Source organism: Absiella sp. AM09-50 (genome assembly GCF_003433845.1).
Lineage (GTDB): Bacteria > Bacillota_I > Bacilli_A > Erysipelotrichales > Erysipelotrichaceae > Hoskinsella > Hoskinsella hominis.
Genome location: NZ_QVFI01000011.1, coordinates 22391 through 40870, shown reverse-complemented (window position 1 = coordinate 40870; position 18480 = coordinate 22391). Strand labels below are relative to the sequence as shown.

Below are 18480 nucleotides of genomic sequence, written 5' to 3'. Positions count from 1 at the left end.
TTATGTAAACTCTTACACATTTTTATTCATACAATGAAAATTATATGCAAAATTTATGAAATAATCAATGAAAAATATTGATTTATTTCCAAAAAGACGATATCATCAATACATACTATAATGAAAAGAGGAGAGATTATGAAAAAATTATTAGGAGGGCTTTTGGCCTGTTTGATGATGGTTTCTATGAGTGGATGTGGTAGTAAAGAACCAGAAACAAAAGATGATGTAAAAACAGTAGGTATTCTGATTTACGCAAATCATCCTGCACTGGAAAGTGCAAGTAAAGGACTTCAGAATTATCTGAAAGAAAAAGGATATGATGAAACCAAAGTAAAATTCGTAGAAAAAAACGCACAAAACGACAATGGTACAGCAGATACGATTGCCAGTCAGTTCGCAAATGAAAAAGTTGATATGATATATGCGATTGGAACAAATGCTGGATTAAGTGCCGCAAATGCGACATTAGATACAGAAATTCCTGTTGTCTTTAATGCAGTAACGGATGCAGTGGATGCAAAAATCGTAAAGAGTAATAAAAAACCAGGTGGCAATGTTACCGGTGTATCTGATGCAGCACCTTTGGAAAAACAATTAGAACTTATTCGTACAATGCTTCCAGAAGCAAAAACCATTGGTATGATTTATAATACCGGAGAACCAAATGGTAAACTTCAGGTTGAACAGGTAAAGAAACTGGCTGGTAAATATAACTTTGCAATTGAAACCCAGGGTGTCAGTGTTTCCACAGATGTTGCGACTGCCGCAGAACAGCTGGCTGGAAAAGTTGATTGTTTCTACAATATCACAGATAACATGATTGTAAATGCAACAGCATCTATCACAGATAAAGCAAACGCTTATAAAATTCCTGTATTTGCCGCTGAAGATGGACAAATGGAAGCAGGTTTACTGGCAAGTGATTCTATCAGTTATGAAAAGCTTGGTGAACAAGCAGGTGCAATCGCTGAAGATATCCTGTTTAATGGCAAAAAAGCTGGTGATTTCGATATAGAAACAGCTTCTGAAACTTCTTTGATAATCAATCGTAAAGTCGCAGATGAACTAGGTATTAAAATTCCTGCAGAATTAGAAAAACGCGCTACATTCTATGGCGAATAAGCTGGTGATGGCATATGAATATATTGAATTTCACAATTGATGTTGTATCGCAGGGACTTGCGTACAGTATTCTGGCTATCGGTGTCTTATTGACGTATCAGGTTCTAGATTACGCTGATTTGACTGTAGAAGGCAGTTTCCCTCTTGGTGCTGCTGCCGGCGCTATGTGTATCACACATAACATCAATCCGTTTTTATCTTTGATCGTTGCTTTCTTTGCTGGTATGCTGGCTGGTTATGCAACGGGCTTCTTACATGTAAAATGTAAAATATCTTCCCTGTTAAGTGGTATTTTGGTAATGACAGGACTTTATTCTATTAATCTTGCTGTTGCACAGGATCAAAGCCGAATTGTATTATTCACTTACGACACAATTTTCACTTATGGTGATAAAATATCACAAAACTTTAGTGGAGAGCTTGCGATATGGATCAAGAAACTCTGGCCAATCTTTATCTTGCTTGTAATTGTTATTTTAATGAAGTTATTGATCGACTGGTTTTTAGATACCAAATATGGTTTCTTAATGCGTATTGCCGGAGATAATCCACAATTGATCAGTTCTCTTGGACAAGATCTAGGTCACATCAAAATGAATGGACTTGCAATCAGTAATGGATATGCTGGTGTATCAGGTGCTGTTGTTTCTCAGCTGCTTCGATACTTTGATGTACAGTTAGGTGCTGGTATGATTGTTATGGGTCTTGCTTCTGTAATCATTGGATTGACTGTATTTAAACGAATCAAATTCTTTGGTTTTACAACCAGTGTGATTCTTGGCGCAATCACTTATCGTTTAACGATTGCACTTGCATTAAATTTGGGACTTCCACCAAATTACATGAAGCTTGTCATGTCACTCATCTTCATTGTCGTGTTGGTTTTAGGCAATGGAATCTTAGGAAAATTCTTCCATCGCTCTATGAAAGGTTAGGTGAAGAATATGTTGAAATTAGAACATGTAACAAAGACCTTCAACAGAGGAAGTGCCAATGAGGTTGTTTTGTATACAGATTTAAACGTTGAAATCCAAGAAGGAGAATTTGTGACTATCATTGGTTCCAACGGCAGTGGAAAATCTACTTTCTTCAATGTCGTTAGTGGAAATATCTTACAAGACAGTGGAAAAGTTTTCTTCCGTGATAAAGATGTTTCCAAGATTCCAGAACATAAACGTTCTCAGTTTATTGGCCGTGTGTTTCAAGATCCCCAAAAAGGAACTGCCCCTTCTCTGACCATCACTCAAAATCTTGCGATGGCTTACAACAAAGGTAAGCACTTTGGTTTAACCAGTGGTGTAGATAAGGAACTGATTCCATTATTCAAAGAAGAATTAACAAAAATGGAGCTGGGATTAGAATCAAAAATGGATGTATTGGTTGGTGCATTAAGCGGTGGACAGCGCCAGGCGTTATCACTTTTGATGGCAACCATCGTTCGTCCTGATTTATTATTGTTAGATGAACATACTGCAGCACTTGATCCAAAAACCAGTGATTTGATTATTTCCCTTACAAAACGTTTGATCGAAGAAAAGAAAATGACGACCATCATGATTACACATAACTTAAAACATGCGATAACATATGGCGATCGATTGTTGATGTTTCATAAAGGACAGATTATTATGGATATTGGTAAGGAAGAAAAGAAAACACTGACTGTTGAAAAGCTGATTGAAAAATTCAACTCTTTAAATATGTTAGATGCTTTAGATGATGAACTAGCATTTAGCGCAAACTAACAGAATTTCTATAGTCTTTTCTTTTGGGAAAGCACTGGAAAACATGAAGCATTTCTCATGCTAATTCTAATCTCTTAAATAAACTTGAAGCTTTTTTTCGCACATAATTTTTTATTATTAAAGTTTCATTTGCGCCAACTCTTTGTAAGCGTTTAAAAAATATATTGGCAATCAAAGTAAAATGCTTTATACTGAAAGTAGTTAAAAAGATGGAGGATAACAATCATGAGTCGTTTAACAATTATGAGTGAAACCAAATCCCAGCGTGTCATTGAAGATTTATACAAAGATCTTGAAAGAAGAATCATCGCCAGTCCCCCAGGATTATGCCCTGTTGATATGGCGAGTGCATTCTTACGTTTATGCCATGCACAGACATGTGGAAAATGTGTTCCCTGCCGTGTAGGATTAGGTCAGCTACAAAAGATGATTGACAGTGTTTTAGATGGCAATGCCACTTTAAAAACTTTAGATTTAATAGAAAAGACTGCTGTCAATATTCGTAATTCTGCGGATTGTGCTATTGGTATTGAAGCTGCGGAAATGGTATTAAAAGGTATTCGTGGATTTCGTGATGATTATGAGGAGCATATTCTACATGGTCGTTGTACACAATCATTAAATCAACCCGTACCATGTGTTGCCTTATGCCCTGCTGGTGTGGATATCCCAGGTTATATTGCATTAATTAAAGAAGGAAGAAATGAAGATGCTGTACGTTTGATCCGTAAAGATAATCCTTTCCCTACCGTATGTGCATATATTTGTGAGCATCCATGTGAAGCAAGATGTCGTAGAAATATGCTGGATGATTCTATCAATATCCGGGGATTAAAACGTTATGCAATTGAACAGACAGGTGCAGTTCCTGCTAAAGAAAACGCTCCATCTACTGGTAAGAAAATCGCCATCGTTGGTGGTGGTCCAGGTGGTCTATCTGCCGCATATTATCTTCAACAGATGGGCCATCAGGCTGTGATATATGAAAAGCGTAAAAAACTGGGTGGTATGCTTCGTTATGGTATTCCAAATTATCGTTTACCAAGAGAAAAATTAGACCAGGAAATTCAGGTAATCTTAAATACGGGTGTAGAAGTACACATGCAGGTTGATATTGGAAAAGATATAACCATGTGTGAATTAGATGCGCAATATGATGCATTATATTTATCTATTGGTGCACAAACGGATAAAAAAGTAGGAATACCTGGTGAAGAAGGTAATCATGTAATCAGTGCTGTAACAATGCTACGTAATATTGGTGATGATATCTTACCTGATTTCCATGGAAAACGCGTTTGTGTAATTGGTGGAGGAAATGTCGCAATGGATGTTGCCCGTAGTGCAAAACGTTTGGGTGCTTCTATGGTTGGGATTGCATATCGAAGAAGAAAAGAAGATATGACTGCTTTGCCAGATGAAGTAGAAGGCGCACTAGCGGAGGGTTGTGAATTATTTGAATTACAAGCTCCAAAACGAATTGAACTAGATGAAAATCAAAACGTGGCTGCTTTATGGGTACAGCCTCAAATCATAGGGATGCAGGATCGTAAAGGCAGACCTTCTCCTAACAATGCTGATGTAGAAGAAAAACGCATTCCATGTGATATTGTCGTTGTAGCAATTGGTCAAGGTATAGAATCTGCTCACTTTAAAGATGAAGGTATTCCTATCAAACATGGTGCTATTGATGCATTAGATCATTCCGGTGTGGAAAATATGTCTGGTATCTTTGCGGGTGGTGATTGTGTAACTGGTCCTGCAACTGTCATTCGTGCTATCGCAGCAGGAAAAGTAGCAGCGGCTAATATTGATGAATATTTAGGCTTCCGCCACGAAATTACAACAGATATAGAAATACCTGCGGCAAATTATGCTGATCGTCCAAAATGTGGCCGTATACAATTGAAAGAGCGCGATACCATTGATCGTTCAAAAGATTTTGAACCTATAGAATTTAGTATGAGCAAAGAAGAAGCCATGCAGGAATGTAGTAGATGTCTACGTTGTGATCATTACGGTTTTGGCGTATTCAAAGGAGGTAGGACAACGAAATGGTAACATTAACAATAGATCATCACCAGATTGAAGTAAGTGAAGGCATCACGATTTTAGAGGCTGCCAAACAAAATCATATCAATATTCCCCATTTATGTTATCTGAAAGATATTAATGAAATTGGCGCTTGCCGTATCTGTATGGTAGAAGTAGAAGGCAAAGATAAATTAGTAACCTCTTGTAATACACAGGTGCAGGAAGGAATGGTGTTATATACAAATTCTCCTAAAGTCCGTGAAACAAGACGTATGAATGTGGAATTATTATTATCCCAGCATGATTGTGAATGTGCGTATTGTTCCAGAAGTGGCAATTGTTCTTTACAAACCATTGCTAATGATCTTGGTATTACATCTTTAAATTACGAAAAAGATGTTACCTATACGCCTTGGAATAAAGCCTTCCCATTACAAAGAGAAAGCAATAAATGTATCAAATGTATGCGTTGTATACAGATATGTGATAAGGTACAAAATCTAAATGTATGGGATGTATGCTCCACAGGTTCACGTACTACTGTCAATGTATCGTTAAATCGTAAGATTGAAGAAGCTGATTGTTCCTTATGTGGACAATGTATTACCCACTGCCCAGTAAATGGACTCCATACAAGAGATGATACAGAAATTGTATTTGATGCTTTAAATGATCCGGATAAAATCTGTATTGCACAGATTGCGCCAGCTGTCCGTGCTGCTTGGGGAGAAAGTGTTGGCTTATCACATGATCAGGCAACTGTTGGAAAAATGGCATGTGCATTACGTCGCATGGGTGTAGATTATGTATTTGATACAGACTTTGGTGCTGATTTAACCATTATGGAAGAAGCCAGTGAATTTATTGAGCGATTAAAGAGGGCTGATTCAAATGAAATGCCTATGTTTACTTCCTGTTGTCCTGGTTGGGTTCGTTTCCTTAAGAGCCAGTATCCGGATATGGTATCCCATTTATCTACATCAAAATCTCCACATCAGATGTTTGGTGCCATTATCAAAACTTATGTTGCAGAAAAACTGGGCGTGGATCCTGATAAGATTTTTGTCATGAGCATTATGCCTTGTGTTGCGAAAAAACATGAATGTGATATCCCTAATATCAATGACGCAGGTGCTGGTAAAGATGTAGATGTTGTGATTACAACACGAGAATTTGTCAGAATGTTACGCGCAGAACATGTAGCCATTGAAACATTGTGTGATGAACCATTAGATCAGCCTGTTTCCCATGCAAGTGGAGCCGGTGTTATATTTGGCGCTACAGGAGGTGTTATGGAAGCAGCACTTCGTAGTGCGTATTATTTTGTGACAGGAAATAATCCTGATGCGGATATGTTTGAAAGTGTACGAGGCATGGAGGGTTGTAAGGCGCAAAGCTTTATCATAAATGGGCAGCGTTTATCCTGTGCTGTTGTTAGTGGTCTCGGGAATACCAGAAAACTGATTGAAGCAATTTGCAAAGGAGATGTACATTATGATTTTGTGGAAGTCATGGCATGCCCTGGTGGATGTAGTGGCGGTGGTGGCCAGCCAATTCATGATGGAAAGGAAATGGCAGCTGTACGTGCAAATGCATTATATCAATTAGATAAACATGAAGCCATTCGTCATTCTCATGAAAACCCAGATATCCAGAAACTATATCAGGAATATCTGGAACATCCATTAAGTGAAAAGGCTGAAAAACTTCTTCATACAGATCATTTTGGATGGGATATGCCATCACAGAAAAACTAAACAAAAAGCACACAAATTTGTGTGCTTTTTATCTGATCTATGCCTGATAATCAATGACATAATGATGTATCTTTGTATTATATTGCGCAAATGATACCTCAATCACTTCCCCATTTTCATTATATGTCATACGTTTTCTTCCTAGTAATGGCCCTTTTTCCAATTCTAATGCTTTTAAGATATATTCCTCTGGCTCTTCAATATAAAATTCATCATGGAAATTACTGATAAATTGTTTGTTTTTATAAAGCTGCATATAGATAGAAAAGGCATTATCATCCTCAATATGATCTAATTTAATATTTCCTGGTAGATAGTGTGTAAAGTAGATATATGGTTTTCCATCTAAATAATACAAACGTTTGATACGATACATTTATTTTTAAAATATTGTACTCATCGTAATACAGATACAGGTAGTTTACAGGGTTATTTGTTAAATGAGAAAGGTTTTTATCAAAGTCGTGTCCACACTTTTGATGTTTATGATCGTATTGGTGGTGGAGATGCGTTTGCTGCTGGTATGATTCATGCGCTATATCATATGGAAGATGCTTCTACACAAGAAGAATATGCGACCTGTAGTGGTGTATTGGGACATACAACTTATGGTGACAGCCCTGTGTTATCAAAACAGGATATTCTGTATTATATGGAACATGGAAAAAGTGATGTTATTAGATAAAGAAAATCCCCGCTTATCATTAGGCGAGGATTTTCTTTGTTCTCTTCTTGATTATTTTATTTTACTTCCTGTTCATTCATTGCTTTCCTCAGAAGCTGCAGAAATAAATGAAATTCATCAACTAAATATTCTCCATTTTATTTGTTTGATAAACCAAAATTCTCTTGAATTCATTTTTAACTTCTTTTATTCATAAGTAGATTAATATAAAATTAAGGTTCCTTAAATCCTTTTACTTTTTGTTCTTGCCTAAGTTGAGTTATATCATCAAAAATTTCAAGTGTACATATTGATATGATCTATATTCATTGCACGCAAATTATTCTGCAATCATGTTCTTCCAACTCAATATGCGAATTCCATTATGCATACATATTTACTTTGTACTCCCTTTCCCATTAAAGTAACTTATCATATACTTTTTGTTTAAATAGCTTATACCTTCCTCCATTGTTTGTTACTCTTATTACGCACATAAACTATCGCTATTTCATTAATATTACACAAAAGTATAATTATTTCAAGTATAAATTCATATAAAGATATTGATTTATGCTCTACAATAATTATAATCAAAAAATGTATCTATCCCATTTGATCTCTTTCCTTCTAGTTTTATAACATATTCTTAATACTTAACATTGTTAAGTAATCATGTCGTATACTCAAAAATACCTAGGAATCTTCTTTTGTATAGGATTTCTAACTGGTCACTTCTTTAATAAATCTATTAATTGTGCTGAATTTAAAATAGGTACAAGCTCATTTTACTAGAAACTCTATTAGATAGTAAGTATTTTTAATAAACATCATTACATCGCTATTATGCGAATTTCTACTTTCAAAAATAATAATATTTTAAAGTATTGAAAGAATTCGTAGATTTCACTGAAACTAAAAAGGCATCCATTAAAGGATACCCATAAATCATTTGATACTATTCAAACTCGCTCCCTGTAATTTAATCTTAAACAGAAATGCTTATGGGAATTAGCTCGAATTATTTATATTGTTCTCATTATTCGGATAGTAGAGGCTATCTGATTTTTTGTTACCATTCTGTTGCCATAAAACACAAGTTAATCTTGTCTACACGGCATCTTAATTGCTTCAGTTTTTTGCCATCTTTTGTACGACTTCTTGGAATAAGAGTTCTTCAATAACTTGCTGAACTTTATATTTTATAGTTCTTGCATTTTCGCCAGTAGCGGATACCAAGGAGCTTACAGCAGCATAAACCATTTCTGGAGATAGCTTGTCTTCGTACTCGCTTTCTCTGGCTTTGATTTCACTCTTAACAATCGCATATATCGTATCGCAACCAAAATCATCAAAATGAATCATCTTGTCAATACGATAAAAAATGGGAAGACCGAGCTGTTTTTTCATTTCATCCTTAGTTTGATAATTGGATGTTAGAATAATTACAATGCCAGACACATCAACATCATATGTCGCATCTTTGAAAAGAGTGTTATCAAACAGCGTATAGAATGCTGAGAAAAAGTGTTCCGGACATTTGTCCAACTCGTCAAAGAATATCAAATTTGATTCACGTTCAAGCAGATCAAAACCAAGGCTTTTACGATTGGGGGCATCTCCGAAAAAATACTCTGAATAATTGTTGTTTTTGAACATCGACAAATGCTTTTCTAAGCACTTGTCGCCAAAGAATTTTTTGGAAATCTCCCTCACCAATTCGGTTTTACCCAAGCTACTGTTACCATACAACATTATTACATATGGCTTCTCTCGTTTGACTGTTGTTAAATACCACAGACTCTTGCTTATTTCCGCAATCGCATTTTCCTGTCCAAACAAATTCGATGATATGCTTGTGATATTCTCGACAAACATTTCAGAATCACGCTTTATTCCATATTCTTCTGATTTAACATCCAACTCGATAAGTGAACGCTTATGTTGATCTTCCAAGTATTCTTTAAGAACACGTGGTGGATTGTGAATGTAAATTTCTGCATCATCAGCTGTTAGGTCTTCAATCAGAGGACCCAAACGATCATGTGCTGCCTCTACAATTCCATGATAGTTGTTGTTTTTGACAATCAACGTATTTGCATATTGATCGAAGGTGTAACGGCTCTGTTTTGCTGCATCCGAAAGCTTTACGAGCTCCAGAAAAGTATCCACCTCGTCTTCTTCGGAAAAATCCGGTAGAGAGGCATCAAAATAAGCTTTGGAACCGATAATTATATGATATTTTCGCTTATCCTCCATTTGATGCCTCCGCAGTAACACAGGCATATAAAACGTCGTAAAGTGTTACATTTTCAATTTCTTTCTGAGAATTTGCCGTGTCCGTTTTACTCTTAATTTCAATTTCTGGTGGATACAAATCAGCTAAAGTTTGAGGCTGTTCAGCAGTTGATATTAGGCGTTCCATTTTACTTATCTCCTGGATAAAATCGAAACGCATTTTGTCAAAACTGCCAACAGGTATACAATATAGGGTCATGGTTGTTGTGAGCAGATCGTTCCTCTTATAGTTACTTACAAATGCCGAATTATTAAAGCGGACATAATGTTTTTCATCAACCTTATAAGTATCGTATCCATCGTAGCTATCCATTACAGTTTTGAATTCTTTTGTATCTAAGCCCTCAATGCCGCCTTTGACGATTTTAAGATATCCTCCAGCAACTCTAAGCGATGTTGAAGAATTTTCAATGTCAGAAAGTTGGACATTAGGAATAGACACAAGAAGTGGCTTTAGCTTTTCAAACTCAGAAATTTCTGTTGATGATATTGTTGTCGTGCTGTCCCTCTTGATAACATAAGATGCATCAATTTTGCCTGTAAACAGAAAAGATATTCGTGAAACCAAAGGCACCTCTAACTTCAATTTTGCCGATGCCTCTGTAGCGAAAGAGGCTTGAGCTTGTGCAGTAGAAGATATATCGGTTACTTTCGACAGTTCACCATGATCTCTTTCTTGCAAAATATTACGAATGGTCTCTTTATCAAAATATATAATCTTGTTTATAGCCTTTTTAGCCATTTAATCACCACCTTTAGCTAATGTTACTTATTGTCTGTAGATTTATTGTGTTCATTATTCTATCATATATAGTAGAGGTTTGCAAGTATGGATATTGTAAAGATACAGTAAAATAGTTATGAGATAGAAAAAAGTAACAAACTCTGCTATAGTGATATTGAAGATATATACAAAGGCTGGTCTGTTACTTTTCCTTAGGACCAGCCATAAGGGAGGTCCTTGTATGAATAGTATATCACATGTTTCCTAATTTAGGTCATAATTCTGCTAATTATTTTCTTTCTTCTACTTTTTCTTTCCTTAAATCTTTGGATGGCATAATCAATCCTGATTTTCCTGTAATTCTTTACGCTACTCTTGTTCATTGTTTACAATCTGATATGAATCATTTCGCTTTACGCATTTTTAATTCGGCTATTCACACTATTGATTCAGCTTTTCGTGAAAACATTTGAACTGTTCTTTATCTTTTTTCATACAATCTTCATCCTCCTTGAATAATCAATATAGTTTTAGCACAAAATGTTCTAAAAAAATAGAACATAGTGTTCTAATATATAATTTTTGAGGTGATAGAAGTGACATATAAAAGACTACGAGATTTACGAGAAGATCATGACCTTTCTCAAGCGGAGCTTGCTAAATTTCTAAATGTTTCACAAAGAACATACTCATATTATGAAACAGGCGGTAGAGATATTCCTATTCAAATATTGATTAAACTTGCCGATTATTATAATACCTCTATTGATTACTTAGTTAATCGAACAAATTCCAAATGACCTATCTGTGTCATTTTTTTATTTCTGTCTAAAGAAAAAAGAGTTTATTCGCTCTCAATTGTAAATATATTCAGCATAGATAATTTCATTTATGCCTGCATCTATTTTTTTCATCTCTTTTATCCACAATATTTGATTTCCTTTTTTTTAATTCTTCTATAGTATATCTTTGCCATTTTCTATCAACCAACACCCTATCATATAATGCAATAATTTTTTTTAATATATCGTGGCTTCATCCTACCATATTTTAATATATTTATTTTTCCTATACCATTAAGTTAGAATACAACATAAATCCTAATCTATATTCATTGTATCAAAATGGTATCAAAAACTCCCACAAACACAAAAAAATGCCCTGAAAAAGGCATTTTTTTAGTTCTGTATACTATTCAAACTCAATCGTTCCTGGTGGCTTACTAGTAATATCCAACAGAACTCTGTTCACATGAGGAACCTCATTTACAATTCTACTAGAGATTGTCGCAAGCACATCATAAGGAATCTGTGCCCAATCAGCTGTCATTCCATCGATAGATGTAACAGCACGAATAGCGACAGCATAATCATAAGTTCTCTGATCACCCATAACACCAACAGAACGCATGTTTGTTAATGCAGTGAAATACTGCCAGATATCTCTTTGAAGTCCTGCTTTCGCAATTTCTTCACGAAGGATATAATCAGATTCACGAACGATTTCCAGTTTTTCTTCTGTGATATCACTTAAGATACGAATACCCAAACCAGGTCCTGGGAATGGCTGGCGCCATACCATTTCTTCTGGTAGACCAAGTTCACTACCTAATGCACGAACTTCATCTTTGAATAATGTATTTAATGGTTCAATTAACTTAAATTGCATATCTTCAGGCAATCCACCAACATTGTGGTGAGATTTGATTGTCTGAGCAGTTTTTGTTCCTGATTCAATTACATCAGTATACAATGTACCCTGAGCCAACCATTTAATATCTTCACCAGAAGTTAGCTTCTTTACTTCTTCATCAAATGTATAAACAAACTCATTTCCAATAATCTTACGTTTTTGTTCAGGATCTGTTACACCAGCTAACTTGCTTAAGAAACGATCTTTCGCATCAATCTTTACAAGGTTGATATTCATCTCACGACCAAATGTTTCCATAACGCTTTCGCCTTCTCCTTTACGAAGAAGACCATGATCAATAAACATACAAATCAACTGATCACCAATTGCCTTATGTAATAATGCCGCAACAACAGATGAATCAACACCACCGCTTAAACCTAACAATACTTTATCATTGCCAACTGTTTCTTTGATCTTTTCAATCTGCATATCAATGAAATTATGCATAGACCAGTTATTTTCAGCATGACATACTTCAAATACGAAGTTTCGCAGGATATCATTTCCATAATCCGTATGACGAACTTCTGGATGAAACTGCAATGTATAAATTTTCTTTTCATCATTGCTTGTTGCTGCATATGTACAAGTATCACTATATGCATCCTTCACAAATCCATCAGCCAGTTGATCTACCTGATCACCATGACTCATCCAAACAATCTGTTTCTTAGGAAGCCCTTTGAATAATGGAGAATCTGTTTCTACTGTAATTTCTGTACGTCCGTATTCTTTTGTTTCGCAGGCTTTGACGTTTCCACCATTCATATAATGTGTCATCTGCATTCCATAACAGATACCTAAAATGGGGATACCACCCTCAAATATTGCAGGGTCGCATTTAAATGCATCTTCATCATAAACGCTATTTGGTCCTCCACTGAAAATAATACCTTTTACATCACCTAATGCTTTGATTTCATCAAGTGTCATTGTATTGGCATGAAGTTCAGAATATACACCAAATTCACGAATACGACGAGCAATCAACTGATTGTACTGACTACCGAAGTCCAGTACGATAATTTTATCAGCCATGTACATCCTCCTTTTCGTTAAGAAACCGATACTTATATCTTTTTGTAGTACCGGTTTTGCTTACATATCATATCATTTTTTTTATGTTTTTTAAATATTTTTTTACATCAATTGTGGCAGAGCAAAGTAGATAACGAAGATTACAATCAATACCCATACCGTTACATGAATTTCTTTTGCTTTTCCACTAGCAATCATTGCAACTGTATATGCAATAAATCCAAATGCGATACCATTAGAAATAGAATATGTAAGGATCATTGCGATAATGGTAACAAATCCTGCTGTACCATATACGAAATCTTCCCAATCAATTCCTTTTAACTGCTGTGCCATTAAAATACCAACAACAACTAATGCTGGAGCAGTTACTGCATTTGTGACAGCAGATAAGATAATTGGCGCAAACAAAATTGAAATAAAGAACATCACTCCTGTAGTACATGCAGTTAAGCCAGTTTTTCCACCAACTTCAACACCTGATGTTGATTCTACAAAACTTGTAACTGTAGATGTACCTAAAGCAGCACCTGCAACTGTACCAATAGCATCAGCCAATAATGCCTGTTCAGCATTCTCTAATTCACCTTTTTCATTTACCAGTCCAATACGGTTTGCGACTGCGACAAGTGTTCCTGCTGTATCAAAGAAATCCACAAACAAGAAGGAGAAGATAACCACGAAGGTAGTTAATGGATTCGCAAATAATTCTCCAAAGCCATCCATAAAGGCACCTAAACCATTCATCTGGAAGCTTGTTTCAAAAATACTTTCTGGCAATACAGGCATACCCTCCATACCAAAGAAACTTCCACAGATAATACCAATGACTGCCGTAATTACCATACCTACAAATACACCAGCTGGTACTTTTAACGCTAATAACGCAATCGTTACCAGTATACCAAATACAGCTAATAATACGGTAGGATCAGCTAAATTTCCTAATCCTACAAAAGTAGATGGATTAGCTACAATAATCCCTGCATTCTTTAACCCAACAAAAGCGATAAAGAAGCCAATACCAGCACCAATTGCTAATTTCAATTGTATTGGAATCGCATTGATGATTGCTTTACGAATTCCTGTAACACTTATCACAATAAAGATCAAACCAGAAACAAATACACCTGCCAAAGCTGCCTGCCAGCTAAAGCCCATTGTTCCACAGATCGTATATGCAAATAATGCATTCACACCCATACCTGCAGCCAGGCTGACTGGATAGTTTGCGATAACGCCCATCACAATACTGGCAAAGCCTGCTGAAATTGCAGTTGCCATGAATACAGATGGAGTATCCATTCCTGCATCACCTAAAATCAATGGGTTTACACCAAGGATGTATGCCATCGCAAGGAATGTGGTAATACCAGCAATGATCTCGGTTTTTACGTTTGTATTCTTTTCTTTAAGTTTAAATACTTTTTCTAACATAATTACCCTCTTTTCTGTCCTTTGTCAAAAAGACTTGTATATTATATCAAACTTTTCTTATATTTTTAACCTATATACACTTTTTATTCTATGGTGTAACGCTTTCAATGAAAAAAAGGATATCAATACATATAATACCCTTTCTCATCTTCTAAAATATATGCCTGTTTATCTTCACATCCTATAACTTTCGAATGTAAACATTTTGCTTTTTCCCAATAATCTTTTCGTTCTTGCACATGTGGAGAAAACACACCATCATATAACTTCATACCTTCTACAAAGGTATACTGCTCATCCTGCTTTGCATATCCAAAATGAAATAAATCATTTGCACCGGCACTATATCCTGCGATAATAATTCCAGCTTCATATGCTTTACGGATAATTTGATCTGTATGTGTTGAAACAAGCGTATCCATCAATAATTTGGTATCTCCACCACCCAAATACAGGATATCATAATCCAACCATTCTTTCTCTAATTGTTCATATGTTTTTTTGCTATGTAATAAACGTATTGCATCCACATGACAGCCAAGCAAACGATAGTATTGTTTAAAACGCTTTGCATATCCTTGATCATCTTTTAAAGCTGTTGGAAAAAACAGAACGCGTGGTTGTGGTTTTTCGCTCATTTCTATGATTTTCTGATCAATATGTTTGGTTTCTTTCTGTTGCCAGTTTCCACCGCCAATTGCCACTAATCGTTTTATCATTTAAAAAAGCCACTTTCTTTTACGCTAATCAGCGCTTTTTCAATAATTTCTTCACTTTGTACAAGTGCAATACGAACAAATTTTCTGCCAAGTTCACCAAATTCTGTGCCTGGTGTTATCAGCATACCGGTCTTTTTCAACAGATCATACGCAAATACTTCACTATCCTCATAAGATTGTGGTATCTGCGCCCACATAAACATAGTAGCTTTGGGTGCATCTACATCCCATCCAGCCTCATGCAATCCTTTTACAAGCATATCTCTTCGCTTTTGATATTGCATCCTGGTTTCTACAACACAGCTTTGATCCTGTGTTAATGCCGCTATTGCCGCTTTCTGGATTGGCAAAAACATACCATAATCAATATTGGATTTTAAAATGCGCAACTGCTCCACAATATCTTTATTCCCTACGCAAATACCAATTCTTGCACCTGCCATACCATATGTCTTAGAGAAAGAATTAAATTCAATACCGATATCTTTTGCACCTGCATAGTATAAAAAGCTTCTTCCTTCTTCACCATCAAATACCAAATTACTATATGCAGTATCATGCAGTACCATGATATCATATTTCTTTGCAAATGCGATTAATTCTTCATAAAACCAGTCTGGTGCAGTAGCTCCAGTTGGATTATTAGGATAGGAGATAATCATCATCTTTGCTTTTTTTGCGATATCTTCAGGAATTTTATCAAATTGAATCAGATAATCATATTCCTTTAACATTGGCATTTCATATATCTGGGCACCAGCAATTCTTGGCCCATTTGCAAATATTGGATAACAAGGAGATGGAATCATCACGATATCTCCTGGATCACATACCGCAAGAGCAATATGTGCAAGTCCTTCCTGGGAACCCTGTAAAGATAATATTTCATTTACCGGGTCCAATGCTACATCATAACGTTTCGCATACCAGTCACGTATTGTTTCACGAAATTCCATCGTGTCATGTAATGAATACATATAACATACTGGATCTTTTGCGGCTTCTATTAATGCATTCTGAATTTCTTTACTTGGCGCAATATTAGGACTACCAATTGTAAAGTCATAAATTTCCTGCCCTTGTGCCAGCAAATTCGCCTTCTCCTCATTTAACCGATTAAATATAGATGTTTGTAATTGTTTCATTCTATTAGAAAATTTCATATGATCACTCTTTTCGTTTTTCTTATTATAAAAGATTTTTACATGACTTACAATATACAGAATACTTCTTTTTATAAAGACAGATGTCTGGCTATGCTAAAAACGTATAACAGACACTTCCTGAATTGGTATACCTTTTTCTTCAAAAAAGAACATAAAAACCCTTGAATATGGTAAAATTTATTTGAACATAATACTTTCGATTTCAAAGCAATATGATTGAGCATTGGGAGGCCCTGACATGAAAAAGAAAATAAAAAAATCCTGGCAGTTTATCAGCATCTTTTTACTTTGCAATTTATTTGCAATATGGATCATCAGCAGTAAAGAATCATCTTATATAAATGAAAGTATGACGACTCATGTATCACATTCTAATAGTAAACTAGAAGATGTCATGGATAATTACTCTCATTCTTTTCAACTTTTTGCTTATATGATGACAAATGAAATAAAAAATCATCCTGATCCTGATGATATCTGGAATTATTTAAAAAGTATAGATCATCCAATGCTGGAAATTGAAGGCGATACCTTTGACGGTCTTTATATGTATTATAAAGGGCGCTATCTTTATAGTTGGGATACTCCCTATTCACAATATGAAAGTACTGGATATATTGCCACACAACGCCCATGGTACAAGGCTGCAAAAGCCGGAAATGGCGAAATCGTCTTTACTCCTCCATATATGAGTTATGCCAACCATTATATCCTTTCAACAATTTCGCAACTTCAACCCGATGGAGAAACAGTATTTGCTTATGATATCAAAATGGGAGATATACAAGAACTTGTTTCTAATTTACAGGATTTCCCTAAGGAACAAATGATGATTTTTGATAAAAATGGAACCATCATTGGAAGCTCCAATGAATTATATCTGGGTGGTAATTTATATCAAAATTTAGATGAAAATAAAGAGGTATTAACACAGGCACAAAATGCTTTAGCTGATGGACAGGGATTAAATGGAACAGAAATAGAAAAACTACAGGAGCAAGTAGATTCTGCACAGGCTTTTTATGATTTTCAAAATAGTTTTGGGACCAGTTTTCAAACTTTATTAAACCACAATAAAACATCACAAATAGTCAAGCTCGATGGAAAGCGTTATTATGGTTATATCATGCAAGGAAACGAATATAGTTTTATGGTTCTTGTTCCTTTTATGTCTATGTTACAGGATAGTATGCAGGTATGGCTGATTCCTTTATTGATTGTGGAAATATTATTGATATATATACTCAGTCATATTAGCAAAGAAATGAAAAATCGCGAATTACACGCTGCATATATAGAATTAGGGCAAACACAACGTCGTTTAGAGATTGCTTTAAATGCTGCGCAAAAAGCAGCTGCCATTGATGAATTGACAGGCATGATGAATTTAAAATCCTTTAGAAAAGCAATTGCAGAACAGTTAAATACGATGGATGAAAATGAAGCTGGTATTTTGATTATGATCGATGGAGATAATTTCAAATCAATTAATGATAATTATGGTCATATGATAGGGGATGAAGTAATCAAACTTTCAGCTCAAATGATTGTTGGTCGTATCCGTACTGTCGATTTAGCCTCAAGGCTTCATGGGGATGAATTTGCAATTTATGTCAATAACACTGATGATTATGATGTTGCTAAGAAAATCATGATTGATATCAACACCTCTATGGAAAAAGAAGCGAAAAAGCGTAATATGCCATCCATCACATTATCTGCTGGTGCTGTCATCGCAAAACGTAATGATGACTATTTAAAACTTGCGAAGATTGCGGACGATGCTTTATATGAAGCGAAAAAGACACATAATGGAAGTTTTCATGCTGCTGTTGAATAAGTAATACAAACACCTGCGAAAGCATAAAGCAGGTGTTTTTTTATCAAACTCTTTTTCGGTTTGTTATCTTTGAAATTTTATTATAGATTTCACTTTTGATTTTGGTAAAAAAAAACGATATCATGAACTATCCAATCTCTGGGGTTCAGTATATCGCTATTCTCTCAATGGAACACTGTGCCAGAACGGATGTCTAGAAATTACACTCATCCCTCAAAAAAACTTTTGTAATTAGGCT

General features: G+C 35.3%; 15 protein-coding genes. 8 read left to right on the top strand and 7 right to left on the bottom strand.

The genetic code is table 11. From position 1 onward, the window contains the following. Positions 1-138: 138 nt before the first annotated feature. The 5 genes from DW114_RS10830 (at position 139) to DW114_RS10810 (ending at position 6661) form a co-directional block, all read left to right on the top strand. Positions 139-1125, top strand: coding sequence for an ABC transporter substrate-binding protein (locus DW114_RS10830; RefSeq protein ID WP_233509476.1), 987 nt, complete (start codon positions 139-141; stop codon positions 1123-1125). A 14-nt stretch (positions 1126-1139) separates the two neighbouring features. Continuing rightward, positions 1140-2060: an ABC transporter permease gene (locus tag DW114_RS10825; protein WP_233509477.1), complete on the top strand. Its 921-nt coding sequence runs from the start codon at positions 1140-1142 to the stop codon at positions 2058-2060. Positions 2061-2069: 9 nt separating this feature from the next. Then, positions 2070-2870: an ABC transporter ATP-binding protein gene (locus DW114_RS10820; protein ID WP_117453772.1), complete on the top strand. Its 801-nt coding sequence runs from the start codon at positions 2070-2072 to the stop codon at positions 2868-2870. Positions 2871-3095: 225 nt separating this feature from the next. Continuing rightward, a complete protein-coding gene (locus tag DW114_RS10815; RefSeq protein WP_117453771.1) occupies positions 3096-4931 on the top strand; it encodes an NAD(P)-binding protein in 1836 nt (611 codons plus the stop codon). Continuing rightward, the gene (locus DW114_RS10810) at positions 4925-6661 is read left to right on the top strand and encodes a [FeFe] hydrogenase, group A (RefSeq protein WP_117453770.1); all 1737 of its coding nucleotides are present in this window, start codon (positions 4925-4927) and stop codon (positions 6659-6661) included. The genes DW114_RS10815 and DW114_RS10810 overlap by 7 nt, the downstream gene beginning before the upstream one ends. A 37-nt stretch (positions 6662-6698) precedes the next feature. Here DW114_RS10810 and DW114_RS10805 read toward each other — a convergent pair whose 3' ends face one another. Next, positions 6699-7037, bottom strand: a complete 339-nt coding sequence (locus DW114_RS10805) for a UTRA domain-containing protein (RefSeq protein WP_117453769.1) — start codon at positions 7035-7037, stop codon at positions 6699-6701. Positions 7038-7094: 57 nt separating this feature from the next. On the opposite strand from DW114_RS10805, the gene DW114_RS10800 reads away from it, so the two are divergent. Next, complete coding sequence (locus DW114_RS10800; RefSeq protein WP_117453768.1) at positions 7095-7346, top strand: hypothetical protein; 252 nt, start codon at positions 7095-7097, stop codon at positions 7344-7346. Positions 7347-8456: 1110 nt separating this feature from the next. On the opposite strand, the gene DW114_RS10795 is transcribed toward DW114_RS10800, so the two are convergent. Then, on the bottom strand, positions 8457-9584 hold the full coding sequence (locus DW114_RS10795; RefSeq protein WP_117453767.1) for an AAA family ATPase: 1128 nt from the start codon (positions 9582-9584) through the stop codon (positions 8457-8459). Continuing rightward, positions 9574-10365: a DUF6414 family protein gene (locus tag DW114_RS10790; RefSeq protein ID WP_117453766.1), complete on the bottom strand. Its 792-nt coding sequence runs from the start codon at positions 10363-10365 to the stop codon at positions 9574-9576. Before DW114_RS10790 ends, DW114_RS10795 begins: the two co-directional genes overlap by 11 nt. 572 nt (positions 10366-10937) lie before the next feature. Here DW114_RS10790 and DW114_RS10780 point away from each other — a divergent pair. Next, complete coding sequence (locus DW114_RS10780; RefSeq protein ID WP_394336424.1) at positions 10938-11147, top strand: helix-turn-helix domain-containing protein; 210 nt, start codon at positions 10938-10940, stop codon at positions 11145-11147. Between the two features lie 391 nt (positions 11148-11538). On the opposite strand, the gene guaA is transcribed toward DW114_RS10780, so the two are convergent. The 4 genes from guaA to DW114_RS10760 form a co-directional block, all read right to left on the bottom strand. Further along, the gene (gene guaA, locus DW114_RS10775; RefSeq protein ID WP_117453763.1) at positions 11539-13080 is read right to left on the bottom strand and encodes a glutamine-hydrolyzing GMP synthase; all 1542 of its coding nucleotides are present in this window, start codon (positions 13078-13080) and stop codon (positions 11539-11541) included. A 102-nt stretch (positions 13081-13182) separates the two neighbouring features. Beyond that, complete coding sequence (locus tag DW114_RS10770; RefSeq protein ID WP_117453762.1) at positions 13183-14517, bottom strand: NCS2 family permease; 1335 nt, start codon at positions 14515-14517, stop codon at positions 13183-13185. Positions 14518-14639: 122 nt separating this feature from the next. Continuing rightward, positions 14640-15236: a Type 1 glutamine amidotransferase-like domain-containing protein gene (locus DW114_RS10765; protein ID WP_117453761.1), complete on the bottom strand. Its 597-nt coding sequence runs from the start codon at positions 15234-15236 to the stop codon at positions 14640-14642. Further along, positions 15233-16399 (bottom strand): aminotransferase class I/II-fold pyridoxal phosphate-dependent enzyme, encoded by a 1167-nt coding sequence (locus tag DW114_RS10760; protein WP_117453760.1) that lies wholly within the window; start codon positions 16397-16399, stop codon positions 15233-15235. The genes DW114_RS10765 and DW114_RS10760 overlap by 4 nt, the downstream gene beginning before the upstream one ends. A gap of 241 nt (positions 16400-16640) precedes the next feature. Between DW114_RS10760 and DW114_RS10755 the strand changes: the two genes are divergently transcribed. After that, positions 16641-18242, top strand: coding sequence for a sensor domain-containing diguanylate cyclase (locus DW114_RS10755; protein ID WP_117453759.1), 1602 nt, complete (start codon positions 16641-16643; stop codon positions 18240-18242). Positions 18243-18480 lie beyond the last annotated feature (238 nt).